Below are 22,166 nucleotides of genomic sequence, written 5' to 3'. Positions count from 1 at the left end.
GGTAGTTCATGGATCCGAGAGAACGTCGTAGCAGCCCCCGCCAACCTATCAAGCTTGCCGCTCAGATTGATCTGGGAACCGGCGAGGCCTGGCCGTGCCAGATTGCCGACTTTTGTGCGGAGGGCCTTTTCGTTCGCTATTCGAGTGAAACCTCGAAGAAGCTGGACAGGGCGTTTGCTTCCGGAACACCGCCAGAACTGGTAATACGTTTTCGTGGCCTTGATGGCGCCAGGCGCCACGAACTTCATGTCAGCATTGTCCGGCGTATTGATGGCGCCATGGGTGTCAATTTCAGCCGCCCGAACCCGCAAGCGGTTGATGCCATGCTGCAGCAATGTGGCGGCTCCCGCCGTCAGGATCGCTCCTCGCTCCGGGCCCCCAGCGACCGGGTCCAGTTTGTCCTGCACCAGTCTGCCAAGGCAGTGATCCAGTTCATCGAGCCGTTGATGGACGCCTGTTTCGTTCAGATGGTGGATGGCCTGAAGCAGGCAGCCCAGAAAGCCTCGAATGATCAACAGGCCAATGAGTACATGGACGCCTCCGGCCAGATCCAGGCCCGGCAACGGGTGATCTGGCACCAGATGGCGCGAAGCCTGGAATCGCCGTTGAAGCCCGCCCCCAAAGGGTTTCCCGGCTCCGAGCTGTCGGTGGTGGACAAGGGCGAGTTCGAGGACTGGCTGACCATCCGGGTGATGGTGACCAAGGCAGATACCCAGTATCGCGGTGACCTGCTGCAGCTGAAGCTTCGGCTGGACAAACTTGGCATCGCCAACGCCACGGGCCACCACAACCCCCTCGGACCCTCTCTGGTCTGCGAAGCGTTCCACCATGGCCTTAACCAGCTCAAGGCTTCCCGGGAGGTGGAGAAGGTCTGCCTGCGGGTGTTTGAGCAGACGGTGTTGCAACAGCTGGGTCCCCTTTATAAAGAATTGAACGATATTCTGATTCGCCATGGTGTTCTGCCAGACCTGGATCTGAGCAAATATCTGAGCGAGCAGGCCGAGGCGAAGCCGGAGGAAAAGAAGGAGCAGGTTCAGCCAGAGCCCGTTGCGGAGGAGAGTGCCTCTGCGAAGTCGAAGTCCGAGCCAAAAGCGGATGAGGGTGCTGCCAGACAGGCCCAGCCACGCCGGAAACCCGGAATGTTGGGTGGTGAATTCCGGGGCTATGCCCAGGCCGCCCAGACTGCATTCGCAACCGTACGCAATCTGCTCAACACCCTCAGTGCGAGCCGTGTGGCCCGGGGCGATCCGGAGCCCATGCCGTTTCAGCCAAACGCCAGGCCACTGTCATCCGGAGAACTCCAGCGGGAGCTTCAGCAGCTGCAGTCACAGACCGTTGAGGGGGGTGAAGAGCTCGCGCCTTTGAAGGACCGGGTGGTAGAGAAGGTCAAGGCAAGCGGTGACAACAGGCTGGATGAGGCGCAGCAGGAAACGGTCGATGTGGTCGACCGCTTTTTCAAGTCGGTGGTGGAAAGCCCGAAGCTCAGTGAGTACGCACAGCAGCGTATGCGGCAGCTGGAAGTGCCCGTTCTGAAAGTTGTCATGCGCGACCCCGCGTTTTTTGATGATCAGGACAGCCCGGTTCGGGGGGTGATGAACCGCCTGGCCCAATTGGGCGTCAAGGGTGGCCGTATCAACCCGGTGGTTCAGCGTCGGGTTGATGAGCTGGTACAGCGGATTACCACGGATTTCGAGCAGGACACCGGAGTATTTGAGCACACGGTTCAGGAGCTGGACACCCTGATCGACCGTCAGAATCTCGTGTATCGCAGGAACGTGGAGCGTGTTACAGCGGCGGCAGAAGGCGCCCAGAAGGTGGCCGAATCCAAGAAGGCCGTGGCCGAGGTGCTGGATCAGAAACTGGGTGGGCGCAAGGTGCCCAAGGCCGTGCTCAGTCTGTTGGACGGCGGTTGGCGGGACCTGCTTTCGCTGACCTGGATCCGGCAGGGGCCGGACAGCCAGCTCTGGCAGGATTACCTGGCGGTGATTGACTCCTTGCTGTCTTTCGCTGACGACCCCAACAGTTCGATCAACCTGCCGGAATTGCTGCGGGTCATTCAGGATGGCCTGGCTTCCATTTCCAGCAACCACATGCCCTCTTCGCAGATCCGGGACGAGCTCAAGCAGTTCCTGGTCCGCAGCCCGGAACAAAGCCCCGAGCTGGTTGAGGTGCCGCCGGCCAGGCCGGAGCAGGCAGACACGAAAAAACTGTCTGATCGGGAACAGCGCAGCCTGCAGCGCTGGATCAACCGGGCCCAGCAACTGCGTACCGGTGACTGGCTCCGGGACCAGGAAAATCCGAACGAGCCCCAGTACATCCGTCTGGTCTGGATTGCCCGTGGATTCAGCCGTTTCGTGTTTGTGAATCATCAGGGCATGCGGGTGGTGGAGCTGGAGCTTGAGGCTCTGGCCCGTCAGATGCGAAAGGGGGTTATCGTTCCCGATAGCCAGTATGAGCGGCCGCTGGTGGATGAAAGTATCGACCGGATGGTTCGCAAGGTCTACGACCAGCTGTCCTGGGCCTCAACCCATGATGAACTGACCGGCCTTCTGGGGCGGCGGGAATTCGAGCGCATGCTGGATCAGCAACTGGCCCGCCGGGAAGATGAGCGCTCCCTGGTGCGCCTGGATCTTCGCCGCTTCCGCCTGCTGAATGACACTGCCGGCTACCAGGCCGGCGATGAGACCCTGAAACGGGTCGCGGATATTCTGCGTAGCCACGTGGGTGATGGAATGCCCGTGGCCAGACTGGCAGGTAATGAATTTGCCATGCTGGTGCCCTCCGAGAGTGCCAGCGATGCGGCCAGGGATCTGATCAGGGCAGTCGAGGCCGCCGAGTTCAGTTTTGGCGGTCGGGCCTATCGGCTTTCGGCCAGCGCCGGTGTGGTTCCCACTTTGCCGGCACTGGTCAGCGCAGAACGCTGGTTACGGGCCTCTGAACAGGCGTTGGCAGCGTCCCGGCAACAGGGGCATGGGAAGGTGTCGGAGTATGCTCTGGATGCCGAGGATCAGTCCCGCCAAGAGCAGATCGCCGCTAAGGTTGCCAGCCTCAGTGACCTGAACGAAGAGCGCATGTTGCTGCGCTGCCAGAAAATCATACCTCTGCACGCGAACGCCTCTATGGCGGCGCAGTATGAGGTGCTGATCAGCATGTACGATGATGAGGGCACCCTGATTACCGGCCGGGACTTCGTGCGCATGGCCGAGCGCTATGACCGTATGCAGGCAGTAGATCGCTGGGTGGTCGGGCACATGCTGGACTGGCTCAGGGAACAGGCGCCAGACCCGAGGCACTTCGGCGGTGTCTGTATCAACCTGTCCGGCTACTCGATGAACGACCAGTCGCTGCTGGAATTCATCTATGAGAAGCTGAGTGAGAAGGATGCACCCATTGAGCGGCTTTGGTTCGAGCTTACCGAAGCTTCGGCGATCAACGACGTTCAGTCGGTGGCGGATTTCATTGTTGAGATGAAAGAACTTGGCTGCCGGTTCTGTCTGGGCAACTTCGGCAGCGGCCCCAGTTCGTTCGAATTCATGCGCTCGTTGCCGGTGGATCTGATCAAGATCGACAGTGCCTTTACCGGCCAGTTGGCAACCAGCGAGACCGATCGTGCGATGGTCCGCTCCATGGTGGATATGGCCCATTACATGCACCGGGAAGTGATTGCTTCCCAGGTTGAGTCCCGGGACGTTCTGGACATGCTTCGGCAACTGGGTGTGGACTACGCCCAGGGCTTCGTGGTCGAGAAGCCCCGTTTACTCGACAGCCTCACCTGATTCCGGCAGTCTGCCCCTATGTCAAAACGCCATCCGATCATTGCGGTTACCGGTTCATCCGGCGCGGGAACCACCACCACCGGCCAGATTTTCAGCCGGATGTTCGCCAGTGAAGGGCTGAACGCCGCCATGGTCAGTGGTGACAGTTTCCATCGTTACAATCGTGAACAAATGGCCAGGCTGGCGGCCAAAGGTCAGTTCGGTGAGCGCAACCATTTTGCCCTGGCTGCCAATCACATCGACAAGCTGGAAGCGCTTTTCTACGATTACGGCCACACCGGCAATGGCCGGTACCGGCAATATGTCCATGATGAGGATCGCAGGCTGGTTGAAGCCGGACACAAACCCGGAACCTTTACCCCCTGGGGCCCCTTACCTGCAGATACGGACCTGCTCTTCTATGAGGGGTTGCACGGTGGCGTGGTCAGCGAGACCTGCAACATTGCCCAGTACGTGGACTTGCTGATCGGTGTGGTACCGATCGTGAACCTCGAATGGATCCAGAAGATCCATCGGGACACCCACAAGCGGGGCTACAGTCAGGAAGCGGTGGTGGAAACCATCATCAACCGAATGGATGACTATGTTCACGATATCGTGCCCCAGTTCTCCCATACCCACATCAATTTCCAGCGTATCCCCCTGGTGGACACCTCAAATCCCTTTGTCGTCCGGGATGTGCCTACTGAAGATGAGAGCATGCTGGTGATCCGGTTCCGGGACCAGTCGGAAGTGGACTTTCCCTACCTGCTGCAGGTGATTTCTGGCAGCAGTCTGTCACGGCACGATACCCTCGTGATTCCGGGCACAAAAATGCCGCTGGCCATGGACCTGATTGTCAGGCCCATGGTGCAGCGGCTGATGGCAAGAAAGCCGTTCGCCTGATCGGTCAGGCAGTCAGTCGGCCGTCCCGGTAATCCCGGAGTGTCTGCTCAATCTCCTCCCGCGTGTTCATCACGAAGGGGCCGTACTGGACCACCGGCTCACCTATGGGCTTGCCGGCAATCAGTAGCAGGCGCGCCCCGGAGTCTCCGGCACTGAGTGCAATCTGGTCACCGCTGTCAGCCAGAATGTTGGCGGCGCTGAGCTGCAGCGCGCGATCACCCAGGTTGGCTGTGCCCTCGTACAGGTACAGCATGGCATTGTGACCTTCCGGAACCGGCAGGGTAAGACGTCCCCCGGGGGGCATGTGAATGTCAGCGTAGATCGGTTGAGTACTGCCGCCCGCCACTGTGCCCTCGCGGGGCTGGCCATCAATCGCCATGGAACCGGCGATAAGCTTCACTTTGCCGCCGTCGAGGCTGATCTCGGGGATCTCTTCCGGCTGAATGTCCCGATAGCCGGCTTCCGTCATTTTTTCCGCCGCCGGCAGGTTCAGCCATAGCTGAAAACCACGCATCACGCCCTCTTCCTGCTGGGGCATTTCAGAATGAATAATGCCGCGACCGGCGGTCATCCATTGCACACCGCCGTTGCGCAGGTCGCCCCGGTTACCGAGATGATCTTCGTGCAGCATGTGCCCCTCGATCATGTAGGTCACGGTTTCGAAACCCCGGTGGGGGTGCGATGGAAAACCGGCGATATAGTCGGCGGCTTCGGCGGAACCGAATTCGTCCAGCATCAGGAACGGGTCCAGACGTATGTTCTGTTGCTGACCGATGGAGCGCTTGATGCGCACGCCGGCCCCGTCGGACGTTTCCAGGGCTGGAATAATCTGTTTCAGGGAGCGCTGGGTCATGGTGTCCTCCTCTCGTTAGCTCGTGACTCTATTTAAACGGGATAGGAGGAGAGAATAAAACGCAGAAATCTGGCGGGTGACATCAAAAAAACTGAAGGACCTGTGGCGCCCCGGGCGGGGCGCCACAGGAGGCGATCATTCGACGTTGCGGGAATAGAAGATTTCCAGCATCTCCCGACGCAGACGGTCCTCGATGGACTGCGCTTCGGCGGGATCAAGATCGCCGGCGTTCACCCCGAACACATAGTTGTCGAGGTTGAAGTTCTTCAGCATCATCTTGGTGTGGAACAGGTTTTCCTGGTACACGTTCACGTCGATCATCTGATAGGCGTTCTGGGTATCCTCTGTCAGATAGTTCTGGATCGAGTTGATGTCGTGATCAATGTAGTGCTTGGTGCCGTCCACATCGCGGGTAAATCCGCGAACCCGGTAATCCACGGTGACGACATCGGAATCAAAGCTGTGGATCAGATAGTTCAGCACTTTCAGTGGTGAAATCAGACCACAGGTGGATACGTCGATGTCTGCCCGAAAAGTGCTCACACCATCGTGGGGATGGCTTTCCGGATAGGTGTGGACGGTTACGTGACTCTTGTCCAGATGCGCCACAATGGCATCCGGCAGCGGGCCCGGGGATTCTTCGTTGTCCGGCTCCTCACCGTGGGTCAGTTCATGCTCGGCAATCAGCATGGTGACCGAGGCACCATGGGGCTCGTAATCCTGACGCGCAATGTTCAGGACGTTGGCACCGATAATCTTGACGACGTCGGTCAGAATCTGGGTCAGGCGCTCGGCGTTGTACATCTCATCGATGTAGTCAATGTAGGCCGTGCGTTGTTCTTCGGTCTGCGCATAACAGATGTCGTAGATGTTAAAGCTCAGGGATTTGGTCAGGTTGTTGAAACCATGCAGCTGGAGTTTTGATTCCATGCTCAGCCCCTCCGGATCGTGGAGATGAATGACTGCAGAGCTGCATTGCTGCGCTCTGCCGAGGCCGCCACCGACTACTGACCGGGTTGTTCACCTTTTGCGCAGACCGGCGGAGAGGGTGCGTATTATGCACACCGCAAGTGATGTTGAATAGTATTTGCAATGACATTTTAGCATCCGTGATTTCCGCTGCACCCGGGCCCGGGGATTTGGCTCATGAGGGGCGCCGAAGCGGTTTGTCCGGCCTGCTAATCGGCCTCGTAAACCTCATAGGTGTGACTGATCTTAACGCCAGCCTGTTCCAGCATGATGGATGCTGAACAATACTTCTCTGCCGACAGGCTGACGGCCCGCTTGACCAGGTTCTCCTTGAGGTTGTGCCCGGTTACTACAAAATGCAGGTGAATCCGGGTGAAGACTGCGGGTACTGCATCGGCCCGCTCGGCTTCAAGTTCGGCGTGGCAGGCGGTTACGTCCTGGCGGCTTTTCTTCAGGATGCTCATGACATCAAACGCCGAGCAGCCTCCCAGCCCCATTAGCAGCATTTCCATCGGCCGCGGGCCCAGGTTCTGGCCACCGTGGTCCGGCGGGCCATCAAGCTGGACACTGTGGCCGCTGCCGCTGGTGGCTTTGAAACTGGCATTGCCGGTCCAGTCTACAGTTGCTTTCATGGGATGCTTCTCCGTTGTAATTGCGCGGGATTAATTTGCGTCAAAGCCCCGGCAAAGATGACCTGTGTCGGGATGCTAGCACAACCGGCCTCGCCAGGCAGGCCGATCACGGATACATGTTGTATACTCTTTCCGGTTGCCCGCAACAGACCTTCTTGTTATAAGTTGCGGAGTTTTGCAATAAAAAAGAACGAACCCGCATGGAAAGCCGGGTGCATAACAAACATTGGGACCCGCCAGTATCTGAGGAGGCACGACTCGCATTATGGCCACTATCGTCAAGCCGGTTGAGCAGAAAACCAAGCATCTCGACTATTTCCTTTCGCAGTGCCATCGCCGCCGTTACCCAGCCAAGAGCACAATTATCTATGCCGGTGACAAGAGCGATTCCCTGTTCTACATCGTCAAGGGATCGGTAACCGTCATTATTGAGGATGACGATGGTCGTGAGATGATCATGGCCTATCTGAACGCCGGCGATTTCTTCGGCGAGATGGGGCTGTTCGACAACATGGATTCCCGCAGCGCCTGGGTAAAGGCCAAGACTGAATGCGAAGTGGCTGAAATCAGCTACACCAAATTCCGGGAGATTGCCCAGCAGGATCCACGGGTTCTGTACTTCATCGGCGAGCAGATGGCCTCTCGCCTGCGCCAGACCACCCGCAAGGTCGGCGACCTCGCGTTTCTGGATGTCACCGGTCGTGTTGCCCGTACCCTTCTGGATCTGTGCAAGGAGCCGGATGCCATGACTCACCCGGATGGTATGCAGATCAAGATTACGCGCCAGGAAATCGGGCGGATCGTTGGCTGTTCCCGGGAAATGGTCGGTCGGGTACTGAAAACTCTGGAAGATCAGGGACTGGTCAGGGTCAAGGGCAAGACCATGGTGGTTTACGGCACCCGCTGAGTCTTACCGATCACCCTGCTTTGAAAAGGCCGCTTTCAACAGCGGCCTTTTGCGTCACGCAGTCAGCGTAGCCAGTTGCTGTGCCCGAGCTAGGCCACCAGGGCCACGGATTTGACCTGCATCCAGACGTTCATGCCCGGCTCGAGACCGAGCTGGGCGACGGCACGGGAGGTCAGTCTCGACAGTAGAGGGGTCGTTCCGGCCAGAAGTCGCACCAGGCTGATCCCCGGAGCCACATCGGGATCAATCTGGTCGATGACTGCCGGTACCAAGTTCTGGATGCTCTGGTCGGAATGCTCGGTCAGGGCCAGGCTGACATCCCGGGCCAATACCCTCACCCGAACCTGGTCTCCCGGTTTTACCCGGTGGTCACATCTTAGCCAGAGCTGGCCGCCATCGAACCGGAACAGTGCCAGATGCCAGTACTCGTCAAGATCGATGATCTGGCCTTCCAGCAAGGCACCGGCGTCGTCCTGGACGCGGAAAGGGTTATCGATGCCGGCCAGGGTTTCCCTCAGGGGCCCCTGCGCGACCACACGACCTTCCGTCATCATCACAATATGGTCCGCCAACCGGGCAACTTCCTCGGTTGAATGGGATACGTAGATGATCGGAATGGCCAGCGTATCGTGCAGCCGTTCGAGATAGGGAAGGATTTCCTGCTTGCTGTTAAGGTCCAGAGCGGACAGCGGCTCATCCATCAGTAACAGCCGTGGACTGGTCAGCAGGGCCCTGGCAATGGCCACCCGCTGGCGCTCACCACCAGAGAGGCCGACAGGCATTCTGTCCAGATGTGATTCCAGGCCAAGCCATCGCACGGCATCGTCGAATCCGATTTGTCGGTTGCCGGCCGGAATGCGCCGATACCCGAATTCCAGATTCTTGCGCACGCTCAGGTGAGGGAACAGGTGGGTTTCCTGGAATACATAGGCCAGGGGCCGCTTGTGGACTGGTCGAATGAACGTCTCGGTTTGCCAGGGTTCGCCAAGAACGGTCATGGTGCCCGAGGCACCCTGCAGGCCTGCCATGCACCTTAATAGAGTGGTTTTGCCACACCCTGAATGTCCGAACAGGCCGGTAATGCCGGTGCCTGGCAAAGTCAGGTCGACGTCGAGGCCGAAGCCGGGGAAGGTACACTGGAAGCGGGCACGGATGGTGTTGGAGGCGGTCATCTGATGGCTCCAGAGCGGGCTTTGCCGTTCAGCGCGTAAAGAGTCACCAGAACCACAAAGGAGAACACCACCATGCCGGCGGACAGCCAGTGGGCCTCGGTGTATTCCAGCGATTCCACATGGTCGTAGATGGCGACAGAAAGCACCTTGGTTTCACCCGGGATGTTGCCGCCGATCATCAGGATTACGCCGAACTCGCCAATGGTATGGGCAAAAGTCAGTACGGCGGCTGTCAGGAAGCCGTTCCGGGCCAGGGGGACCGCGACGAACAGAAACCGGTCCCAGGGCGCTGCCCGGAGCGTGGAAGCAACTTCCATGAAACCCTCACCGACGGCTTCGAACGCGTTCTGTAGAGGTTGAACGGTAAAGGGCAGGGAATAGATGACCGACGCCACCACCAGGCCTTCGAAGGTAAATGGCAGCAGCCCGATACCCAGGGACTGCGTCATCTGGCCCACCCAGCCTTCCGGACCCATGACCAGCAGAAGATAGAAACCCAGCACGGTCGGCGGCAGAACCAGGGGCAGCGCAACCACGGCCGCTATCGGTTGCCGAAGCCAGTGTCGGGTCCGGGCCAGCCACCAGGCGATGGGGGTGCCGATCAACAGCAGCAGTACGGTGGTCGTCGTGGCCAGCTTCAATGTCAGCCAGACCGGATCCCAGTAGGTTTCAAACATCAGTTGGTCGTGTCATTTCCGGTGTCGTATCCATAGCTCCGGATAATAGCAATGGCGGCGTCTGATTTCAGAAAATCCATCCAGGCCAGGGCGGCCTCGTTGCCGGCTCCGCGATTCAGCAGGATAACCTGCTGATCAATGGGGTGGTAGTAACTCTGGGGAACTGCCCAGAAAGTGCCTTTATCATCTTTCCAGGATCGTATCTGGGACAAGGCTACGAAGCCGGCCTGGGCATTGCGGCTGACAACGAACTGGAACGTCTGGGCAATGGAATCCCCCCGAACCAGTTTTGGCTGCAGGGCATCCCAGTGACCCATGTGTTCCAGAACCTGCTGCGCGGCGAGGCCGTACGGGGCCGTCTTCGGGTTGGCGATGGCCAGCCTCGCGAAGGGCTGGCTGGCCAGATAGTTCCGGGCATCTTCAAAAGCTCCAGCGGCAGGACTCCAGAGCGCCAGTTTGCCCCGGGCATAGGTGAACCGGGTGCCAGAAATGCCAGCCTGCTCCTGTTCGATCAGCGCTGGCCGTCGCACGTCGGCGGCCATGAACACGTCGAAGGGCGCGCCATTTCTGATCTGGGCGTAGAGTTTACCCGTGGATCCGAAGCTTGCGGACACGGTGTGCCCGGTTACGGCTTCAAACTGCTGCGCCAGTTCCCGGGTGGTGTCGGTAAAATTGGCGGCGGCCCCGAGACTGACCTCGCCAGCAACAGCCCCGGTGATGGTGAAGCCAGACAGGCACAGAGCCAGTCTCAAGGTACGGGACAGCCTGAGGCCTCGGGGATAACCCATGCAACGTCCTTACAGATTCAATCAATGATGGCTTGAGTTTGTGGTGACATTTCCGGATGCGCGACCGTTGACGGTGAACCTGAGGTCAGGCACAGAGACCGGAGGTAATCCCGGACGTCGTCCCGGTTGGTCTCGTTGAGCATCTCATGGCGGCCGCCTTCGAACAATCTCAGGGTGACGTTTTCAACACCCGCCTCACGAATGGTCTGGAAGTGCCTCCGGACGCCACGCCCCATTTCCCCGACGGCATCTGCAGTGCCTGAAAACAGATGCACCGGGAGATCTTTGCGCCAGGTCGCCGGCGAAAGGCGTAGCATACCACCAGTGAAATCCCACCACAGGCCAACCGTGCATTCGAAACCACACAGCGGGTCGGCAATATAGCGATCCACCTGGTCCGGATCCCGGCTAAGCCAATCGGCATTGGTTCGGTTCGGGCGGAACTTGCGGTTGAACTGCTCAAAGGTCATTCGGGCCACCAGGCGGCTGCGGTGCCGCTTGCCGCGAACCAGTCGGATCAGACCGATCAGGGTCCGGGATGCCAGGAGCTGGCCCCGGTCAATGCGGTTGGTGGCGCTGAGGATCAGAGAGTCCAGCATGTCGCCGTGGCTCTGGGCGTAGGCCTGGGCAATAAAGGAACCCATACTGTGACCCAGCAGGTTGACTGGCAGCCCGGGAAATCGGGCACGGGTGTGTTGAGCCACTTGATGCAGGTCGTCAACCACACTGGTCCAGCCATGCTGGTCGGCATAGTACCCCAGGTTCTCCGAAGGGCAGCTCGGGCCATGGCCCCGGTGATGATAGGTGATAACGGCTATGCCGTTTTCGCCGAGCCAGCGTGCCAGTGGTGTGTAACGGTCGCCGTGTTCGGCCATGCCATGGCTGATAATGAGAATGGCGGTCGGTGCCGCCGGGTTGAAGACCGTCCCGGTTATCGTGTGGCCATCACCAGCGTTCAGCATCAGGGGATGTTCGTTCATTGTCACGGCCCGTTTCCTTGTTGTTTTTCACTGTGGCCGGGCGTTGCCACTCCGGCGGCTTCCATAGGTGGGTAAGGCGAGACAATAGTCCGCCTGGCTGCGCCATGTCGCGGAACAGGTCCACGTATTCGTGGGTCCATAGCACAATCAGGTTGTTGGAGCGGATGGGCCGGGTGATTCCGTATTCGGGCGGATCCTGGGCATTTTCGTCGACAAACGTGCCGAACACGCGATCCCATACTATCAGCGTGCCGCCGTAATTACGGTCGATATAACCGGGATTGCGGCCATGATGAACCCGGTGATGGCTCGGGGTGTTGAAAACAAGTTCAACCCATCGGGGCAGTTTTCCAATCAGTGTGGTGTGAATAAAGAACTGGTAAACCAGTGACAGTGCGTAAGCCACGCCGATCCAGACGGGGTTCAGTCCCAGCAGTGCCAGGGGTAGATAGAACGCCCACATGCCGTTGAAAATGTTGGTGGCGTTCTGTCGCATGGCGGTGGAAAAGTTCATCCGTTCGGAAGAATGGTGCACCACGTGCGCGGCCCAGAACCACCGTACCCTGTGACTGGCCCGGTGCATCCAGTAGAAGCAGAAATCCACGCCCAGAAAGGTCAGCAAGGCAGTGAATGCATTAAATTCCAGATCGAACAGGCGGTAGTGGTAACAGAGGGCGTAAACAGGAAATGCAATCAGGCCGGCGAAGAGCAGCTCGGTCACCTGGTAGCCGGCGCCAAGGGCAAAGTTCCTGACCGCTTCACGAGTATCCATCAGCCTCGGATCGTGGCGAATCTTCAGGTATTCCCAAAGCGTAACGGCCACAAAGACGGGGGTGGCAACCACAAAAATCAGTTGCCGTTCATCCAGCGCCAGCCAGGGCGACGCCACCTTCCAGAGGGCAAGCAGACCGCTTTCTTCCAGTACGGCCAGCATCATGTCGGTCAAAGCCATAGAGTTCCCGCCGGGTTCCAGTTCCTACAGGCTTATTCTGGCATGTAACCCGGGCAGTGGAATGTCGGTTCACGCCAGATTGGCTGACGAATTCCGACACCGGCGGACTCAGTTGGGCTGGCGGTTTTCACTGTAGATTTTCTCCAGGGGAAGGATCTGCTGTTGCCACTGGTCCAGCCAGGTCTTGATGTCCCTGGGAATCCGGGCAGGTTTTGGCCAGGGCACCGGGTATTGCGCGGGCTGGAACATGGGCGCAAACAGGGCCGCGGCCGTCAGGTCGGCACGGGTGAACTGGTCGCCAACCAGGAAAGGGCGCCCGGCATAGATGCCTGCCAGCTCGGTAAGAAGATCTTCCATTACCTGCCGGGATTTTTCCGAGGTCTTCTCGTTGATCTTCATCCACTGGCGCATGACTTCATCAACCCGACTGAACGCCAGGCTGAGGATTATCCGGTTATAGAATGGCGTACCGGCAGCCAGCATCGGTACCACGATTTTGGGGCGCTGAAGGAAGTGGTGGTAGGAGTAGCAGCGTATGGCGGGGCCGGCTTCCTCGTCCAGCCGCCGTTCCCAGGCCAGCGCCTGCTCGCGCAATTCCGGATCGTTCGGAGTCAGGGAGTGCTCGGGAAAGGTCTGATCCAGGTAATCCAGGATGGCCGCTGAGCCCTGAACCACCTGGCCATCATGCTCCAGGACCGGTACTGACGAGGCCTGGCCAGTCAGTTTCCGGATGGTTTTTACATGCTGCCCGGGCAGCAGATTGACCGTTTCATAGTTGAGTCCCTTGTAATCCAGGGCCCATCGGACTTTTTCGCAATAGTGGGAAATGGCAAATTGGTGAAGTTTCAGCGCCATGGGGTCGTCTCCTCGGTTCAGCGTTCTAGCATACTGCCGGTGAGGCGGTATAAGAAGTCTCGTCGAACACTCATGGTGGCCTCGTCCGTCGTTGGCTTCTAAAATGTAGGTCGAAAACATGCCTACAAGGGAACTGACCATGCACTCACGACGAGTTCTGATGTTGTCCGTCGTCACGGCGGCGGGCCTTGCTGTCTCCGCCTGCTCCTCTCTGCCCAATACCAGTCAGCCGGTTTCCGGCAGCTATGCGTGCGGGCAACTTGATATAGCCGTATCCGGTAATGAGGACAGCGATCTGATCAGTGTCGATTATCTGGACCGGCGGGTTCTGCTCAAGCCGGAGGAAAGCGCCTCGGGAGCCCTGTATGTTGCCCCGGGCGATGACCAGACTCGTTTCTGGAGCAAGGGTGAAAAAGCGACCCTGACGATACGGGGGCAAACGTACCCGGAATGTTTACAGCCGGGTGACCTGGAAATGCCTTTTGAGGCCCGTGGCAATGAGCCCTTCTGGCATGCGACGCTTGAGGGAGGCGAGCTGTTGTTAACACGCCCATTCGAGGAGCAGGGCACGCGCCGGGTTTCGGTTGAACTGAAAACAGCCAACCGCCACGGTCGGGAGTATGTGGCGACGCTGGATGATCTGCCCATCAGGCTCACGGTGGCCCGACAACTTTGCGAAGACAGTATGTCCGGGGCGCAATACCCGGCGCAGGTGCGCCTGGTAGTTGGCAGTGACGAATTCACCGGGTGTGGCGGGGATCGTCAACGCCTCTTGCGGGGCGCCGTGTGGGTTGTTGAGGATCTTGCAGGAACAGGCATTATTGACCGGTCACGGATCACCATTGAGTTTCTTGAGGACAACAGAATGGCGGGGCAGGCTTCGTGCAACCGCTATACCGGCAGCTATCAGCTCAGGGGCGAAGGCGTTGCCATCGGTCCATTGGCATCAACCCGGATGGCCTGCGCGCCAGCGCTGATGAATCAGGAGGATCGGTTTCTCACCCTTTTGGGTCAGGTGACGTCAGTTCGTATTGGTCAACACGGCGAGTTGCTCCTGTCGACAGCCGACGGCGGGACGATGCGGGCGTTTCAGTCCGACCATGATAGTCCGTAACGGGCCAGTATCTCCGCTACCCGGCCGGTGCTCTGCAGGGCTTTGGCTCCCTCCGACAGGAGCGCTGCGAGCTCGAGGGAGTCACTGCCGACCGGGGAAAATGCAACATACAGCGGTGACTCATGGATCACCGTGGCCATTCTCAGACTTTCAGCGCTGCCATCCTGTTCCAGTTGCCACTGCATCACGTAGCGATCTTCCGGAAATACGTCAGAGCGGCGTTGGTGCAGGAGTTCGATAGCGCGGCTGAGCGGCGCCGGGCCCGAGAGTATCCAGACCTTTTCCGGGTCGTCCTGATACTTCGCGATATAGCTATCAAGTTCCGGTGAATAGGCATAGCCATTGATCGCCAGCAGGGTGAACTGGCTGAGTGAATCGACGCCACTGAACTGCCAATTGTTGTCAGGGTGGGTGTAGAGCGCAATCTTGGAGTAGCCAATGGCGGCCTTGGGAAACACAAAGTCCGGTGCATCTCCGGGAAGGGCTCCGACAACGGCATCCACATAGCCGTCCCTGGCTTGCTGGAGTGCCCGAGCCCAACTCATATTCACGTATTCCACATTGATACCTGCCAGGCCAAACGCTTCCCTGGCGATATCTATCATATATCCTTCGTGCCCGGAGCCGGCTTCACAATTGTGAGGGCACCAGGGATCAGCGGCAATAACTATGCTCTGACGCGGCTCTGTGGGAGCCGGCGCTGCGGGAGCTGTCTTCGTTGCCTTTGCTACTGTTTCAGGAACCAGCGATGGCGGGTCCTCTGGCTGCGAGCAGGCGGCAAGAAAGAGCGCAATCGAGAGAACCAGGGGTTTTGCCATGGCGATAAAACCAGAATGCCGAAACCGTCGGCTTTACCTGAAGCATAGACCCTGGCGGCGGTTTTGTAATGAACAAAATGGTGCTAGGCCGCGGTTTTGCTCCTGTCGGCTGACGCGGCTGTCGGCACCAGTGCACGGGCCAGATCTTTCATGTGCAGAGTGCCCACATGCTGATCGTCCCGGACCACCCGGAAATTCAAAGACATGTCGCCTTCGGATTTCAGAAGTACCGATTCCAGGTTGTCTTTTTCCGAAATATCCCCGGCAAACTCGGAATCACCATCGTCCGGCGGGCTCATCACAGATCGTACCCTGAGCACCCGGGCCCGGTTGATATCGCTGATGAAGTCGACAATGTAGGGATCGCCCGGGTTTAGCAGAATCTCCTGGGGATCCCCCTGTTGCACCACTTCGCCGTCTTTCAAAATGACCAGGTGATCGGCCAGCTTCAGGGCCTCATCCAGGTCGTGGGTGATGAATACGATGGTTTTCTTGAGCTCTTCCTGCAGCTCCAGTAACAGGTCCTGCATATCGGAGCGAATCAGCGGGTCCAGTGCCGAGAAGGCTTCGTCCATCAGCATGATCGGGGCGTCGGACACCAGGGCCCGGGCGATACCCACGCGCTGCTGCATGCCGCCGGACAATTGATGCGGATACTGGTATTCGTTGCCTTCCAGTCCAACCCGGGCAAGCCATTTACGGGCATCGGCCTCAAAGTCCGAGGTTGTGTAGCCCCGAATGTCCTTGGCCATGCCGGCGTTCTCGAGCACCGTCTTGTGAGGCAGCAGGGCAAACTTCTGGAACACCATCGACATACGTTCCCGGCGGAGCTTGCGCAGCTGCTCCTCGGTGTAGCTCATGATGTCCTCGCCGTCGACGCGGATTTCACCGGCTGTAGGGTCGATCAGCCGGTTAAGATGCCGGATCAGGGTGGATTTCCCGGAACCGGACAGGCCCATGATTACGGTAATCTCGCCATCGTGCATATCCACGTTGATATCACGCAGGCCGAGGACGTGTCGCTGTTGTTCCAGCAGATCGGCTTTGCCCATGCCCTTGCGAACATACTCCAGGGCAACATCCGGGGTCGGGCCGAAGATCTTGTAAAGGTTCCGGATCGAAATCTTGATGTCTTTTGCCATGGGGCTTACCTCACTGCTTCTGGGAGACGTTGATGCGTGCCAGGGACGCCTTGGTTACCCGGTCGAGAATCACCGCCAGGATCACAATGCCAAGGCCGGATACCAGGCCAACACCCAGTTCCAGATTACGGATACCCCGAAGAACCAGAACGCCAAGCCCGGGTGCGGACACCAGGGATGCGATTACGACCATGGCAAGGCTCATCATGATGGTCTGGTTAACCCCGGCCATGATGTTGGGCAGTGCCAGTGGAATCTGCACCTTGTAGAGTTTCTGTCTGGGCGTCATGCCAAAGGCGTCGGCGGCTTCAATCACGTCCTTGTCCACCAGCCGGATACCCAGGTTCGTCAGCCGGATTACCGGAACAATGGCGTAGAGGATGATGGCAATACCGTACAGCTTTGATTCGGTGACACTGAACAGGAAGATGAGCGGGATCAGATACACAAAGGGTGGCAGAGTCTGCAGCATGTCCAGAACCGGTATGATCATGCGCTGCAGCGAATTACTCCGGGCCATGGCGATGCCTATGGGTACACCCAGCAACACACACAGGAAGGCGCACACAAAGATGATCGCCAGGGTTTGCATGGCGTAATCATAATGGTCGATGAAGGCCAGCAGCACGATACTGCCACCTACGAACAGCATCAGTTTCCAGGATTTGGTAACCACGTAAACGACCGCCAATAACAGTGGGATCACGATCCACCAGGGTGTGTTCAGCATGGCGTAGAGGGCCCCATCCAGGAACCAGCTGAGCGGCTGGGTTAATGGGTCCAGAACCAGGCTCAGGCTGTCTTTTATTGCCAGAAATCCCTGTTCCAGGCCCTTGGTAAGCTCCCGGGACTGGGGAAATGCGGCACAGGATTCGTTCAGGGCGTCCATGGATGGAAACGGGAGCTCCCATAGTGAGGCCGGTTCGGCGCTCTCTCCCTTGTTTTTATTCAGCAAATCGGCCATCGACATGGGGCCGCTGCTTTTGCCTTCCGAGCACCACTGCTCAAGGCCCAGTGATGAAAAAAGCGAGTCGTAGGTTGCCATGGGCGGTCAGTCTCTCCTGCGCGCGTCTGAAATCAGAACGGTTTTCGGGAAACGGCCCGGGACACCACTAGGGAGTGTCCCGGGCGGGGCAGGTCGATCAGTTAAGAACGTTGGCCAGCCGCTCTCTTGCGGAGTCGTTCAGCCAGGTTGACCACTCGTCGCTGTTATTGGTGAGGTAGTAAACCGCAGCTTCCTCGCCAGACGCGTTGTTAGAGTCCATCCAGGCCAGGATGTTACTCATGGTCTCGGTCTTGAATGTCAGCTTGCTGAGCATCTCTGCCACTTCCGGCTCGCGATCTTTGAAGTCGGTGGTTACCGACGTCAGGATAGTGGCCGCGGGGAAGTCGGAAACACCCGGGTTATCAACATCCGGTGTCTGGTTCTTCTGGTGCACGTCCGGCTTGATCTCACCGAGGTCAACCCGGGTCATGTCGTACTTGCCGAGCGGGACGGTTGGGCCCCAGTAGTAGCCAAACCAGGGCTCTTCTTTCTGGACAGCGGAGGCCATGGAGGACGCCAGGGTTTCGCCAGAGCCGTGGTTAAAGACCTTGATGCCGGACTCTTCGAGATCCAGGGCGCGAATCAGGTTGTCACTGACAACACGGCAGCCCCAGCCGTCCGGGCAGTTATTGAACCGACCGCCGACGAGCTCTGGATTGGCCATCACACCTTCGATGGTTTTCAGTTCAGGGTGCTTTTCCGCGAGATAAGTGGGAATCCACCAGCCTTCAACGCCACCCGGATCAAGGACTTTGCCCAGTCGCTCGACTTTGCCCTGTTCTTCCAGGCGCAGGTAGGCCTCGCCCGCGGAGTTGAGCCACAGTTCGGTCACAATGTCAGGCTCACCGTTCTCGGCAACCGAGGTGACCGCCGGAACAGTATCGGAAGGAACGATGGTGACGTCACAGCCGTAGCCCTGCTCCATGATAAAGGTGGCCACGTTGGTGACGACCGTGTTGGACGCCCAGTTCATTTCCGTGATGGATACCTCGCCGCAATCGGCCTGGGCCGCGACGGGTACGGATAGCGCGCAAAGCAGTGCAGTAGACTTGAGCTTTCGCATAGTCACTTCTCCTTCTTCAGGGTTTGTGATTTTTGGAGGGTGTTGTCGGTGTTATTGCCGATACAAGGAGGCCGCGATCCGGAAGGATCGGGAAAACAGCTGGTTTATGGTCGCTGTTATGGTCGAACAAATCAAAACATCTCGGTTAATACCTATCAACAAGGATAACGAACCTCAGCTCAGTTACAAGGGCGTATTCCAAATGTATCTATAAAGGGGACACATTATGCTCTCGGAGAGCTGTCAATAAGTTGTAGCAATCAACGGTTACACTCCGCGGACCTGATACCGGAGAACGCCATGACAGAGCTGCGCGACCTGACACCCCACACGTCGATTTCCCAGGAGCAGGCCAGCCGTGATGGTCGCCAGCGCCGGTTGTTGAGAACCTTTCTCCCGGAACTGGTCGGGCTCGAGCGACTGCTGGCAGAAGCGCCGGAACTTGCAACCACACAGGTGGTTGAGCGCATCGCCATGAAGGATCTGCTGCTGCCCATCTACCGGGTCGATATCGGTTCATCCCGACCGGATGTGCCGGCGGTATTGATTGTTGGTGGTGTGCATGGGCTGGAGCGTATTGGCAGCCAGGTGGTGATGGCCTGGGTGAAGTCGCTGCTCGCCAGAGTGACCTGGGATGAACATCTGGCGGGCTTGTTGCAGAAGGTGCGGATTACCCTTTTGCCCATTCTCAACCCGGGCGGCATGTACCTGAATCAGCGCAGTAATCCCAATGGCGTGGATCTGATGCGCAATGCGCCGATCACCGCCCAGGATCGCAGCGCGTTCCTGCTCGGCGGGCAGCGGATCTCCCCCCGTTTACCCTGGTACACCGGAGACCCCGAACAGGGCATGGAGCCTGAAAACCAGGCGCTGGAGGCGGTGATCGAGGGATTGCTGCCAGGGCGACCGTTCAGTGTTGCGCTGGACTGCCATTCCGGCTTCGGTATGCAGGATCAAATCTGGTTTCCGTATGCCTACCGGCGGCGGCCCATGCGCCGGATCGCTTCGGTTATGGCGCTGAAACTGATCTGGGAGCAGGCCTATCCCAACCACGATTACCGTTTTGAACCCCAGTCCCGACATTACCTGACTCACGGTGACTTGTGGGACTACTTCTATAAGCAGGTAAATCGTGAAAACGCCGGTGTTTTCCTGCCTCTGACACTGGAAATGGGTTCCTGGCGGTGGATCCGCAAGCGCCCGCGTCAGCTGCTGAGACTGGATGGCTTTTTCAATCCCCTGGTTCCCCATCGCCACAAGCGGGTTTTGCGCAGCCACCTGGCCTGGATGGACTTTCTGGTTAACGCCGCCGCCAGCCACGAAAACTGGTTGCCGGTTCGGGAGGAGGAGTCCATGCTGAGGGAAGCCGCGATCATGCACTGGTATCGCGATTCTCACTAGCGATTCAGTGGGTCTGGGCACCATTTATCGGAACTTCTGTATGCACTGGATTCTGTTGCGGGGGCTCACTAGGGAACACGCGCACTGGGGAGATTTTCCGTCTTGCCTGCGGGAAGCGTTTCCCGACTACCAGTTCCATACGGTTGATCTGCCTGGCACGGGTGTGCACTATCGGGAAAACAGCCCGTCAACCGTGACGGCTATCCGGGAGAAGGTTTCCAGGCAAGTCAGCCATATTCCCGGACCCTTCAGCATTCTGGCGCTCTCGATGGGTGGTATGGTGGCACTGGACTGGGCCCAGCACGCCCCCGAGGGCCAGATTCAAAATCTGGTTCTGATCAACACCAGTTCCGGCTTCAGCCCACCCTGGCAGCGCATGCGGCCGGGAGCCTGGCCAAGGGTGCTGCGCCTGTTGGGGCGCCGGGAGCTGTTTGATCGCGAGCGGGACATCCTGAGGCTTACCTCCAATCGAGAGATCCCCTTATCACTGGCAAAACAGTGGTACAGTATCCAGCGGCAGCGCCCTGTCAGCCCCCGAAACGCCCTCAACCAGCTGACTGCAGCGGCCCGCTATAAGCCAGGCGAGAAGCGCCCGCTGCCAGACGCCCTGGTGCTGGCCAGCCGGGGTGACCGTATTGTTCATTGGCGCTGCAGTGCGGCGCTGGAAGAACGCTGGCAATGGACCATGAAACTGCACCCGGATGCAGGGCATGACCTCCCCCTCGACGACCCGGAGTGGATTATCCAGCAGCTCCGCAACTGGTTGCCGCGCTAGCGCCGGTTGCTTGACGCAACTCTTCTTTCCGGTCAGTCTTCTCGTTTTGAACCGCCAAAGCCGTCATTGAAAAGGAACGGAGCCGATAATAATGAAAATCTTCGAAACCAAAACCGCCCCCAACCCCCGCCGCGTGCGCATGTTCATGGCCGAGAAAGGTCTTCTGGACAAGGCTGAGTTCATCGAGATTGATCTGCAGAAGGGTGAAAACCTGACCCCGGAATATACCGCCCGGAATCCGATGAAAAAGGTGCCGGTCATGGAGCTGGATGACGGCACCTGCATTGCTGAGACCATGGCGATCTGCCGTTACTTTGAAGAGAGCTACCCGGATACGCCGAGCCTGCTGGGCGACACCCCTCTGGAAAAAGCACAACTCGAACAGTGGCTGCGCTGGATCGAGTATTACTTTTTCATGCCCACCGGCATGTGTTTCCAGCACACCACGGGTTACTTCAAGGACCGGATGAACCCGATCAAGGAGTGGGGCGAGGAGTGCGGCAAGAATGTGGAGAAGTTCATGCACTTCCTCGACAAGCAGCTGGAGGGCAAGGAATATATCTGCTGCGACCGGTTCACGGCCGCCGACATCAATGCCTTCACCACGGTGGCGTTTGCCCGTGTGGTAGGTATCCGTATCAAGCCGGAGCAGACCAATCTGCAGGCCTGGTACGACCGCATCAAGGCCCGTCCTTCGGCCCAGGCCTGAGGCCCGGGCTACCCTGGAACTGGAAGAGAAACGTTAATGACCACAACGGATTCGAGCCTCCTATGCGCGTTGGCTGCGATTGACCTGGCGAATAAGGCCGACCCGAACCAGGAGCGGGTTGGCGATGAACTCCTGCCAAAGGAGTATGCCTACAGCCTGCACATGACCCGCTGGCTGTTCGAGCTTGCATCCGAACCGTCCGAACGCATGCAGATCGCCTGCCGCGCCCAGCACATAGAGCGTTGGACCATGCCTCGGAAGGACTATCCGGAAGGTCGCAAAGCCTATTACCAGTGGCGTCAGGCCTGTGGCCGGATGCACGGCCGGCGGGCAGCGGAAATCATGGCAGAATGTGGTTATCCGCCGGCCGAGTGTGAGCGGGTAGAGACCATCCTGACCAAGCGGGAACTGAGGCAGGATGCCGACACGCAGCTCCTGGAAGACGTTGCCTGCATGGTCTTTCTGGAACGATATTTCGCTGATTTCTACGAGGCAAAAGCGGACTACGATCGGGAGAAGTGGTTACGCATCGTGCGCCGGACCTGGGGCAAGATGTCTCCCCGTGGGCACGAGGCGGCACTCAGGCTGGCGGAGGGCATGCCGGCGCATTTATTGGACTTGCTACAGGAGGCTTTGGCCGAGGCTTAGTCTTA

General features: G+C 58.6%; 21 protein-coding genes. 8 read left to right on the top strand and 13 right to left on the bottom strand.

The window, feature by feature from the left end:
• The first annotated feature begins 8 nt into the window (after positions 1-8).
• A complete protein-coding gene (locus tag KEHDKFFH_RS14770; RefSeq protein WP_104322608.1) occupies positions 9-3,776 on the top strand; it encodes a DUF1631 family protein in 3,768 nt (1,255 codons plus the stop codon).
• Between the two features lie 18 nt (positions 3,777-3,794).
• A complete protein-coding gene (locus KEHDKFFH_RS14765; RefSeq protein ID WP_104322607.1) occupies positions 3,795-4,661 on the top strand; it encodes a phosphoribulokinase in 867 nt (288 codons plus the stop codon).
• 4 nt (positions 4,662-4,665) lie between these two features.
• Here the strand turns inward: KEHDKFFH_RS14765 and KEHDKFFH_RS14760 are convergent, their stop codons facing one another.
• The 3 genes from KEHDKFFH_RS14760 to KEHDKFFH_RS14750 all read right to left on the bottom strand — a co-directional run bounded on the left by KEHDKFFH_RS14760 (position 4,666) and on the right by KEHDKFFH_RS14750 (position 7,115).
• On the bottom strand, positions 4,666-5,514 hold the full coding sequence (locus tag KEHDKFFH_RS14760) for a pirin family protein (RefSeq protein ID WP_104322606.1): 849 nt from the start codon (positions 5,512-5,514) through the stop codon (positions 4,666-4,668).
• Between the two features lie 135 nt (positions 5,515-5,649).
• On the bottom strand, positions 5,650-6,444 hold the full coding sequence (gene speD, locus KEHDKFFH_RS14755; protein ID WP_104322605.1) for an adenosylmethionine decarboxylase: 795 nt from the start codon (positions 6,442-6,444) through the stop codon (positions 5,650-5,652).
• Positions 6,445-6,692: 248 nt separating this feature from the next.
• Positions 6,693-7,115, bottom strand: a complete 423-nt coding sequence (locus KEHDKFFH_RS14750; RefSeq protein ID WP_104322604.1) for an OsmC family protein — start codon at positions 7,113-7,115, stop codon at positions 6,693-6,695.
• Positions 7,116-7,380: 265 nt separating this feature from the next.
• On the opposite strand from KEHDKFFH_RS14750, the gene crp reads away from it, so the two are divergent.
• On the top strand, positions 7,381-8,022 hold the full coding sequence (gene crp / locus KEHDKFFH_RS14745; RefSeq protein ID WP_007153756.1) for a cAMP-activated global transcriptional regulator CRP: 642 nt from the start codon (positions 7,381-7,383) through the stop codon (positions 8,020-8,022).
• Between the two features lie 89 nt (positions 8,023-8,111).
• Here crp and modC read toward each other — a convergent pair whose 3' ends face one another.
• The 6 genes from modC to KEHDKFFH_RS14715 all read right to left on the bottom strand — a co-directional run bounded on the left by modC (position 8,112) and on the right by KEHDKFFH_RS14715 (position 13,446).
• Positions 8,112-9,194: a molybdenum ABC transporter ATP-binding protein gene (gene modC, locus KEHDKFFH_RS14740; protein ID WP_104322603.1), complete on the bottom strand. Its 1,083-nt coding sequence runs from the start codon at positions 9,192-9,194 to the stop codon at positions 8,112-8,114.
• Entirely contained in the window at positions 9,191-9,871 is a 681-nt protein-coding gene (gene modB / locus KEHDKFFH_RS14735; protein ID WP_104322602.1) for a molybdate ABC transporter permease subunit, read from the bottom strand. Before modB ends, modC begins: the two co-directional genes overlap by 4 nt.
• Positions 9,871-10,659 carry a molybdate ABC transporter substrate-binding protein gene (modA, locus tag KEHDKFFH_RS14730; protein WP_104322601.1) on the bottom strand — a complete coding sequence of 263 codons (789 nt, stop codon included), beginning with the start codon at positions 10,657-10,659 and terminating at the stop codon, positions 9,871-9,873. The genes modB and modA overlap by 1 nt, the downstream gene beginning before the upstream one ends.
• A gap of 17 nt (positions 10,660-10,676) precedes the next feature.
• The gene (locus KEHDKFFH_RS14725) at positions 10,677-11,639 is read right to left on the bottom strand and encodes an alpha/beta hydrolase (RefSeq protein WP_104322600.1); all 963 of its coding nucleotides are present in this window, start codon (positions 11,637-11,639) and stop codon (positions 10,677-10,679) included.
• Positions 11,605-12,591: a sterol desaturase family protein gene (locus KEHDKFFH_RS14720; protein WP_104322599.1), complete on the bottom strand. Its 987-nt coding sequence runs from the start codon at positions 12,589-12,591 to the stop codon at positions 11,605-11,607. Before KEHDKFFH_RS14720 ends, KEHDKFFH_RS14725 begins: the two co-directional genes overlap by 35 nt.
• A 108-nt stretch (positions 12,592-12,699) precedes the next feature.
• A complete protein-coding gene (locus tag KEHDKFFH_RS14715; protein WP_104322598.1) occupies positions 12,700-13,446 on the bottom strand; it encodes a glutathione S-transferase family protein in 747 nt (248 codons plus the stop codon).
• Positions 13,447-13,585: 139 nt separating this feature from the next.
• Between KEHDKFFH_RS14715 and KEHDKFFH_RS14710 the strand changes: the two genes are divergently transcribed.
• The gene (locus KEHDKFFH_RS14710) at positions 13,586-14,560 is read left to right on the top strand and encodes an META domain-containing protein (protein ID WP_241956525.1); all 975 of its coding nucleotides are present in this window, start codon (positions 13,586-13,588) and stop codon (positions 14,558-14,560) included.
• Here the strand turns inward: KEHDKFFH_RS14710 and KEHDKFFH_RS14705 are convergent.
• The 4 genes from KEHDKFFH_RS14705 to KEHDKFFH_RS14690 form a co-directional block, all read right to left on the bottom strand.
• Positions 14,536-15,165, bottom strand: coding sequence for a substrate-binding periplasmic protein (locus KEHDKFFH_RS14705; protein ID WP_241956524.1), 630 nt, complete (start codon positions 15,163-15,165; stop codon positions 14,536-14,538). The two genes, KEHDKFFH_RS14710 and KEHDKFFH_RS14705, sit on opposite strands and share 25 nt — an antisense overlap.
• A gap of 296 nt (positions 15,166-15,461) precedes the next feature.
• The gene (locus KEHDKFFH_RS14700; protein WP_064229805.1) at positions 15,462-16,520 is read right to left on the bottom strand and encodes a quaternary amine ABC transporter ATP-binding protein; all 1,059 of its coding nucleotides are present in this window, start codon (positions 16,518-16,520) and stop codon (positions 15,462-15,464) included.
• 10 nt (positions 16,521-16,530) lie between these two features.
• The gene (locus KEHDKFFH_RS14695; RefSeq protein WP_104322595.1) at positions 16,531-17,565 is read right to left on the bottom strand and encodes an ABC transporter permease; all 1,035 of its coding nucleotides are present in this window, start codon (positions 17,563-17,565) and stop codon (positions 16,531-16,533) included.
• A gap of 97 nt (positions 17,566-17,662) precedes the next feature.
• Positions 17,663-18,628 carry an ABC transporter substrate-binding protein gene (locus KEHDKFFH_RS14690; protein ID WP_104322594.1) on the bottom strand — a complete coding sequence of 322 codons (966 nt, stop codon included), beginning with the start codon at positions 18,626-18,628 and terminating at the stop codon, positions 17,663-17,665.
• A gap of 300 nt (positions 18,629-18,928) precedes the next feature.
• Here KEHDKFFH_RS14690 and KEHDKFFH_RS14685 point away from each other — a divergent pair, with 300 nt between their 5' ends.
• The 4 genes from KEHDKFFH_RS14685 (at position 18,929) to KEHDKFFH_RS14670 (ending at position 22,161) form a co-directional block, all read left to right on the top strand.
• Entirely contained in the window at positions 18,929-20,029 is a 1,101-nt protein-coding gene (locus KEHDKFFH_RS14685) for a M14 family zinc carboxypeptidase (protein ID WP_104322593.1), read from the top strand.
• A 40-nt stretch (positions 20,030-20,069) separates the two neighbouring features.
• Positions 20,070-20,804 carry an alpha/beta fold hydrolase gene (locus tag KEHDKFFH_RS14680; RefSeq protein WP_104322592.1) on the top strand — a complete coding sequence of 245 codons (735 nt, stop codon included), beginning with the start codon at positions 20,070-20,072 and terminating at the stop codon, positions 20,802-20,804.
• A gap of 91 nt (positions 20,805-20,895) precedes the next feature.
• The gene (locus KEHDKFFH_RS14675; protein WP_104322591.1) at positions 20,896-21,513 is read left to right on the top strand and encodes a glutathione S-transferase family protein; all 618 of its coding nucleotides are present in this window, start codon (positions 20,896-20,898) and stop codon (positions 21,511-21,513) included.
• A 36-nt stretch (positions 21,514-21,549) separates the two neighbouring features.
• The gene (locus KEHDKFFH_RS14670; RefSeq protein WP_104322590.1) at positions 21,550-22,161 is read left to right on the top strand and encodes a DUF4202 domain-containing protein; all 612 of its coding nucleotides are present in this window, start codon (positions 21,550-21,552) and stop codon (positions 22,159-22,161) included.
• The last annotated feature ends 5 nt before the right edge of the window (positions 22,162-22,166 follow it).

The organism is Marinobacter maroccanus, assembly GCF_002933275.1.
Taxonomy (GTDB): Bacteria; Pseudomonadota; Gammaproteobacteria; order Pseudomonadales; family Oleiphilaceae; genus Marinobacter; species Marinobacter maroccanus.
The sequence above is the reverse complement of the archived record's forward strand: the minus strand, read 5'-3'. Positions and strand labels throughout refer to the sequence as shown.

Coding starts and splice junctions, on each gene's coding strand:
- KEHDKFFH_RS14770 (WP_104322608.1), top strand. CDS start 9: ATGGATCCGAGAGAACGTCGTAGCAGCCCCCGCCAACCTATCAAGCTT.
- KEHDKFFH_RS14765 (WP_104322607.1), top strand. CDS start 3,795: ATGTCAAAACGCCATCCGATCATTGCGGTTACCGGTTCATCCGGCGCG.
- KEHDKFFH_RS14760 (WP_104322606.1), bottom strand. CDS start 5,514: ATGACCCAGCGCTCCCTGAAACAGATTATTCCAGCCCTGGAAACGTCC.
- speD (WP_104322605.1), bottom strand. CDS start 6,444: ATGGAATCAAAACTCCAGCTGCATGGTTTCAACAACCTGACCAAATCC.
- KEHDKFFH_RS14750 (WP_104322604.1), bottom strand. CDS start 7,115: ATGAAAGCAACTGTAGACTGGACCGGCAATGCCAGTTTCAAAGCCACC.
- crp (WP_007153756.1), top strand. CDS start 7,381: ATGGCCACTATCGTCAAGCCGGTTGAGCAGAAAACCAAGCATCTCGAC.
- modC (WP_104322603.1), bottom strand. CDS start 9,194: ATGACCGCCTCCAACACCATCCGTGCCCGCTTCCAGTGTACCTTCCCC.
- modB (WP_104322602.1), bottom strand. CDS start 9,871: ATGTTTGAAACCTACTGGGATCCGGTCTGGCTGACATTGAAGCTGGCC.
- modA (WP_104322601.1), bottom strand. CDS start 10,659: ATGGGTTATCCCCGAGGCCTCAGGCTGTCCCGTACCTTGAGACTGGCT.
- KEHDKFFH_RS14725 (WP_104322600.1), bottom strand. CDS start 11,639: ATGAACGAACATCCCCTGATGCTGAACGCTGGTGATGGCCACACGATA.
- KEHDKFFH_RS14720 (WP_104322599.1), bottom strand. CDS start 12,591: ATGGCTTTGACCGACATGATGCTGGCCGTACTGGAAGAAAGCGGTCTG.
- KEHDKFFH_RS14715 (WP_104322598.1), bottom strand. CDS start 13,446: ATGGCGCTGAAACTTCACCAATTTGCCATTTCCCACTATTGCGAAAAA.
- KEHDKFFH_RS14710 (WP_241956525.1), top strand. CDS start 13,586: ATGCACTCACGACGAGTTCTGATGTTGTCCGTCGTCACGGCGGCGGGC.
- KEHDKFFH_RS14705 (WP_241956524.1), bottom strand. CDS start 15,165: ATGATAGATATCGCCAGGGAAGCGTTTGGCCTGGCAGGTATCAATGTG.
- KEHDKFFH_RS14700 (WP_064229805.1), bottom strand. CDS start 16,520: ATGGCAAAAGACATCAAGATTTCGATCCGGAACCTTTACAAGATCTTC.
- KEHDKFFH_RS14695 (WP_104322595.1), bottom strand. CDS start 17,565: ATGGCAACCTACGACTCGCTTTTTTCATCACTGGGCCTTGAGCAGTGG.
- KEHDKFFH_RS14690 (WP_104322594.1), bottom strand. CDS start 18,628: ATGCGAAAGCTCAAGTCTACTGCACTGCTTTGCGCGCTATCCGTACCC.
- KEHDKFFH_RS14685 (WP_104322593.1), top strand. CDS start 18,929: ATGACAGAGCTGCGCGACCTGACACCCCACACGTCGATTTCCCAGGAG.
- KEHDKFFH_RS14680 (WP_104322592.1), top strand. CDS start 20,070: ATGCACTGGATTCTGTTGCGGGGGCTCACTAGGGAACACGCGCACTGG.
- KEHDKFFH_RS14675 (WP_104322591.1), top strand. CDS start 20,896: ATGAAAATCTTCGAAACCAAAACCGCCCCCAACCCCCGCCGCGTGCGC.
- KEHDKFFH_RS14670 (WP_104322590.1), top strand. CDS start 21,550: ATGACCACAACGGATTCGAGCCTCCTATGCGCGTTGGCTGCGATTGAC.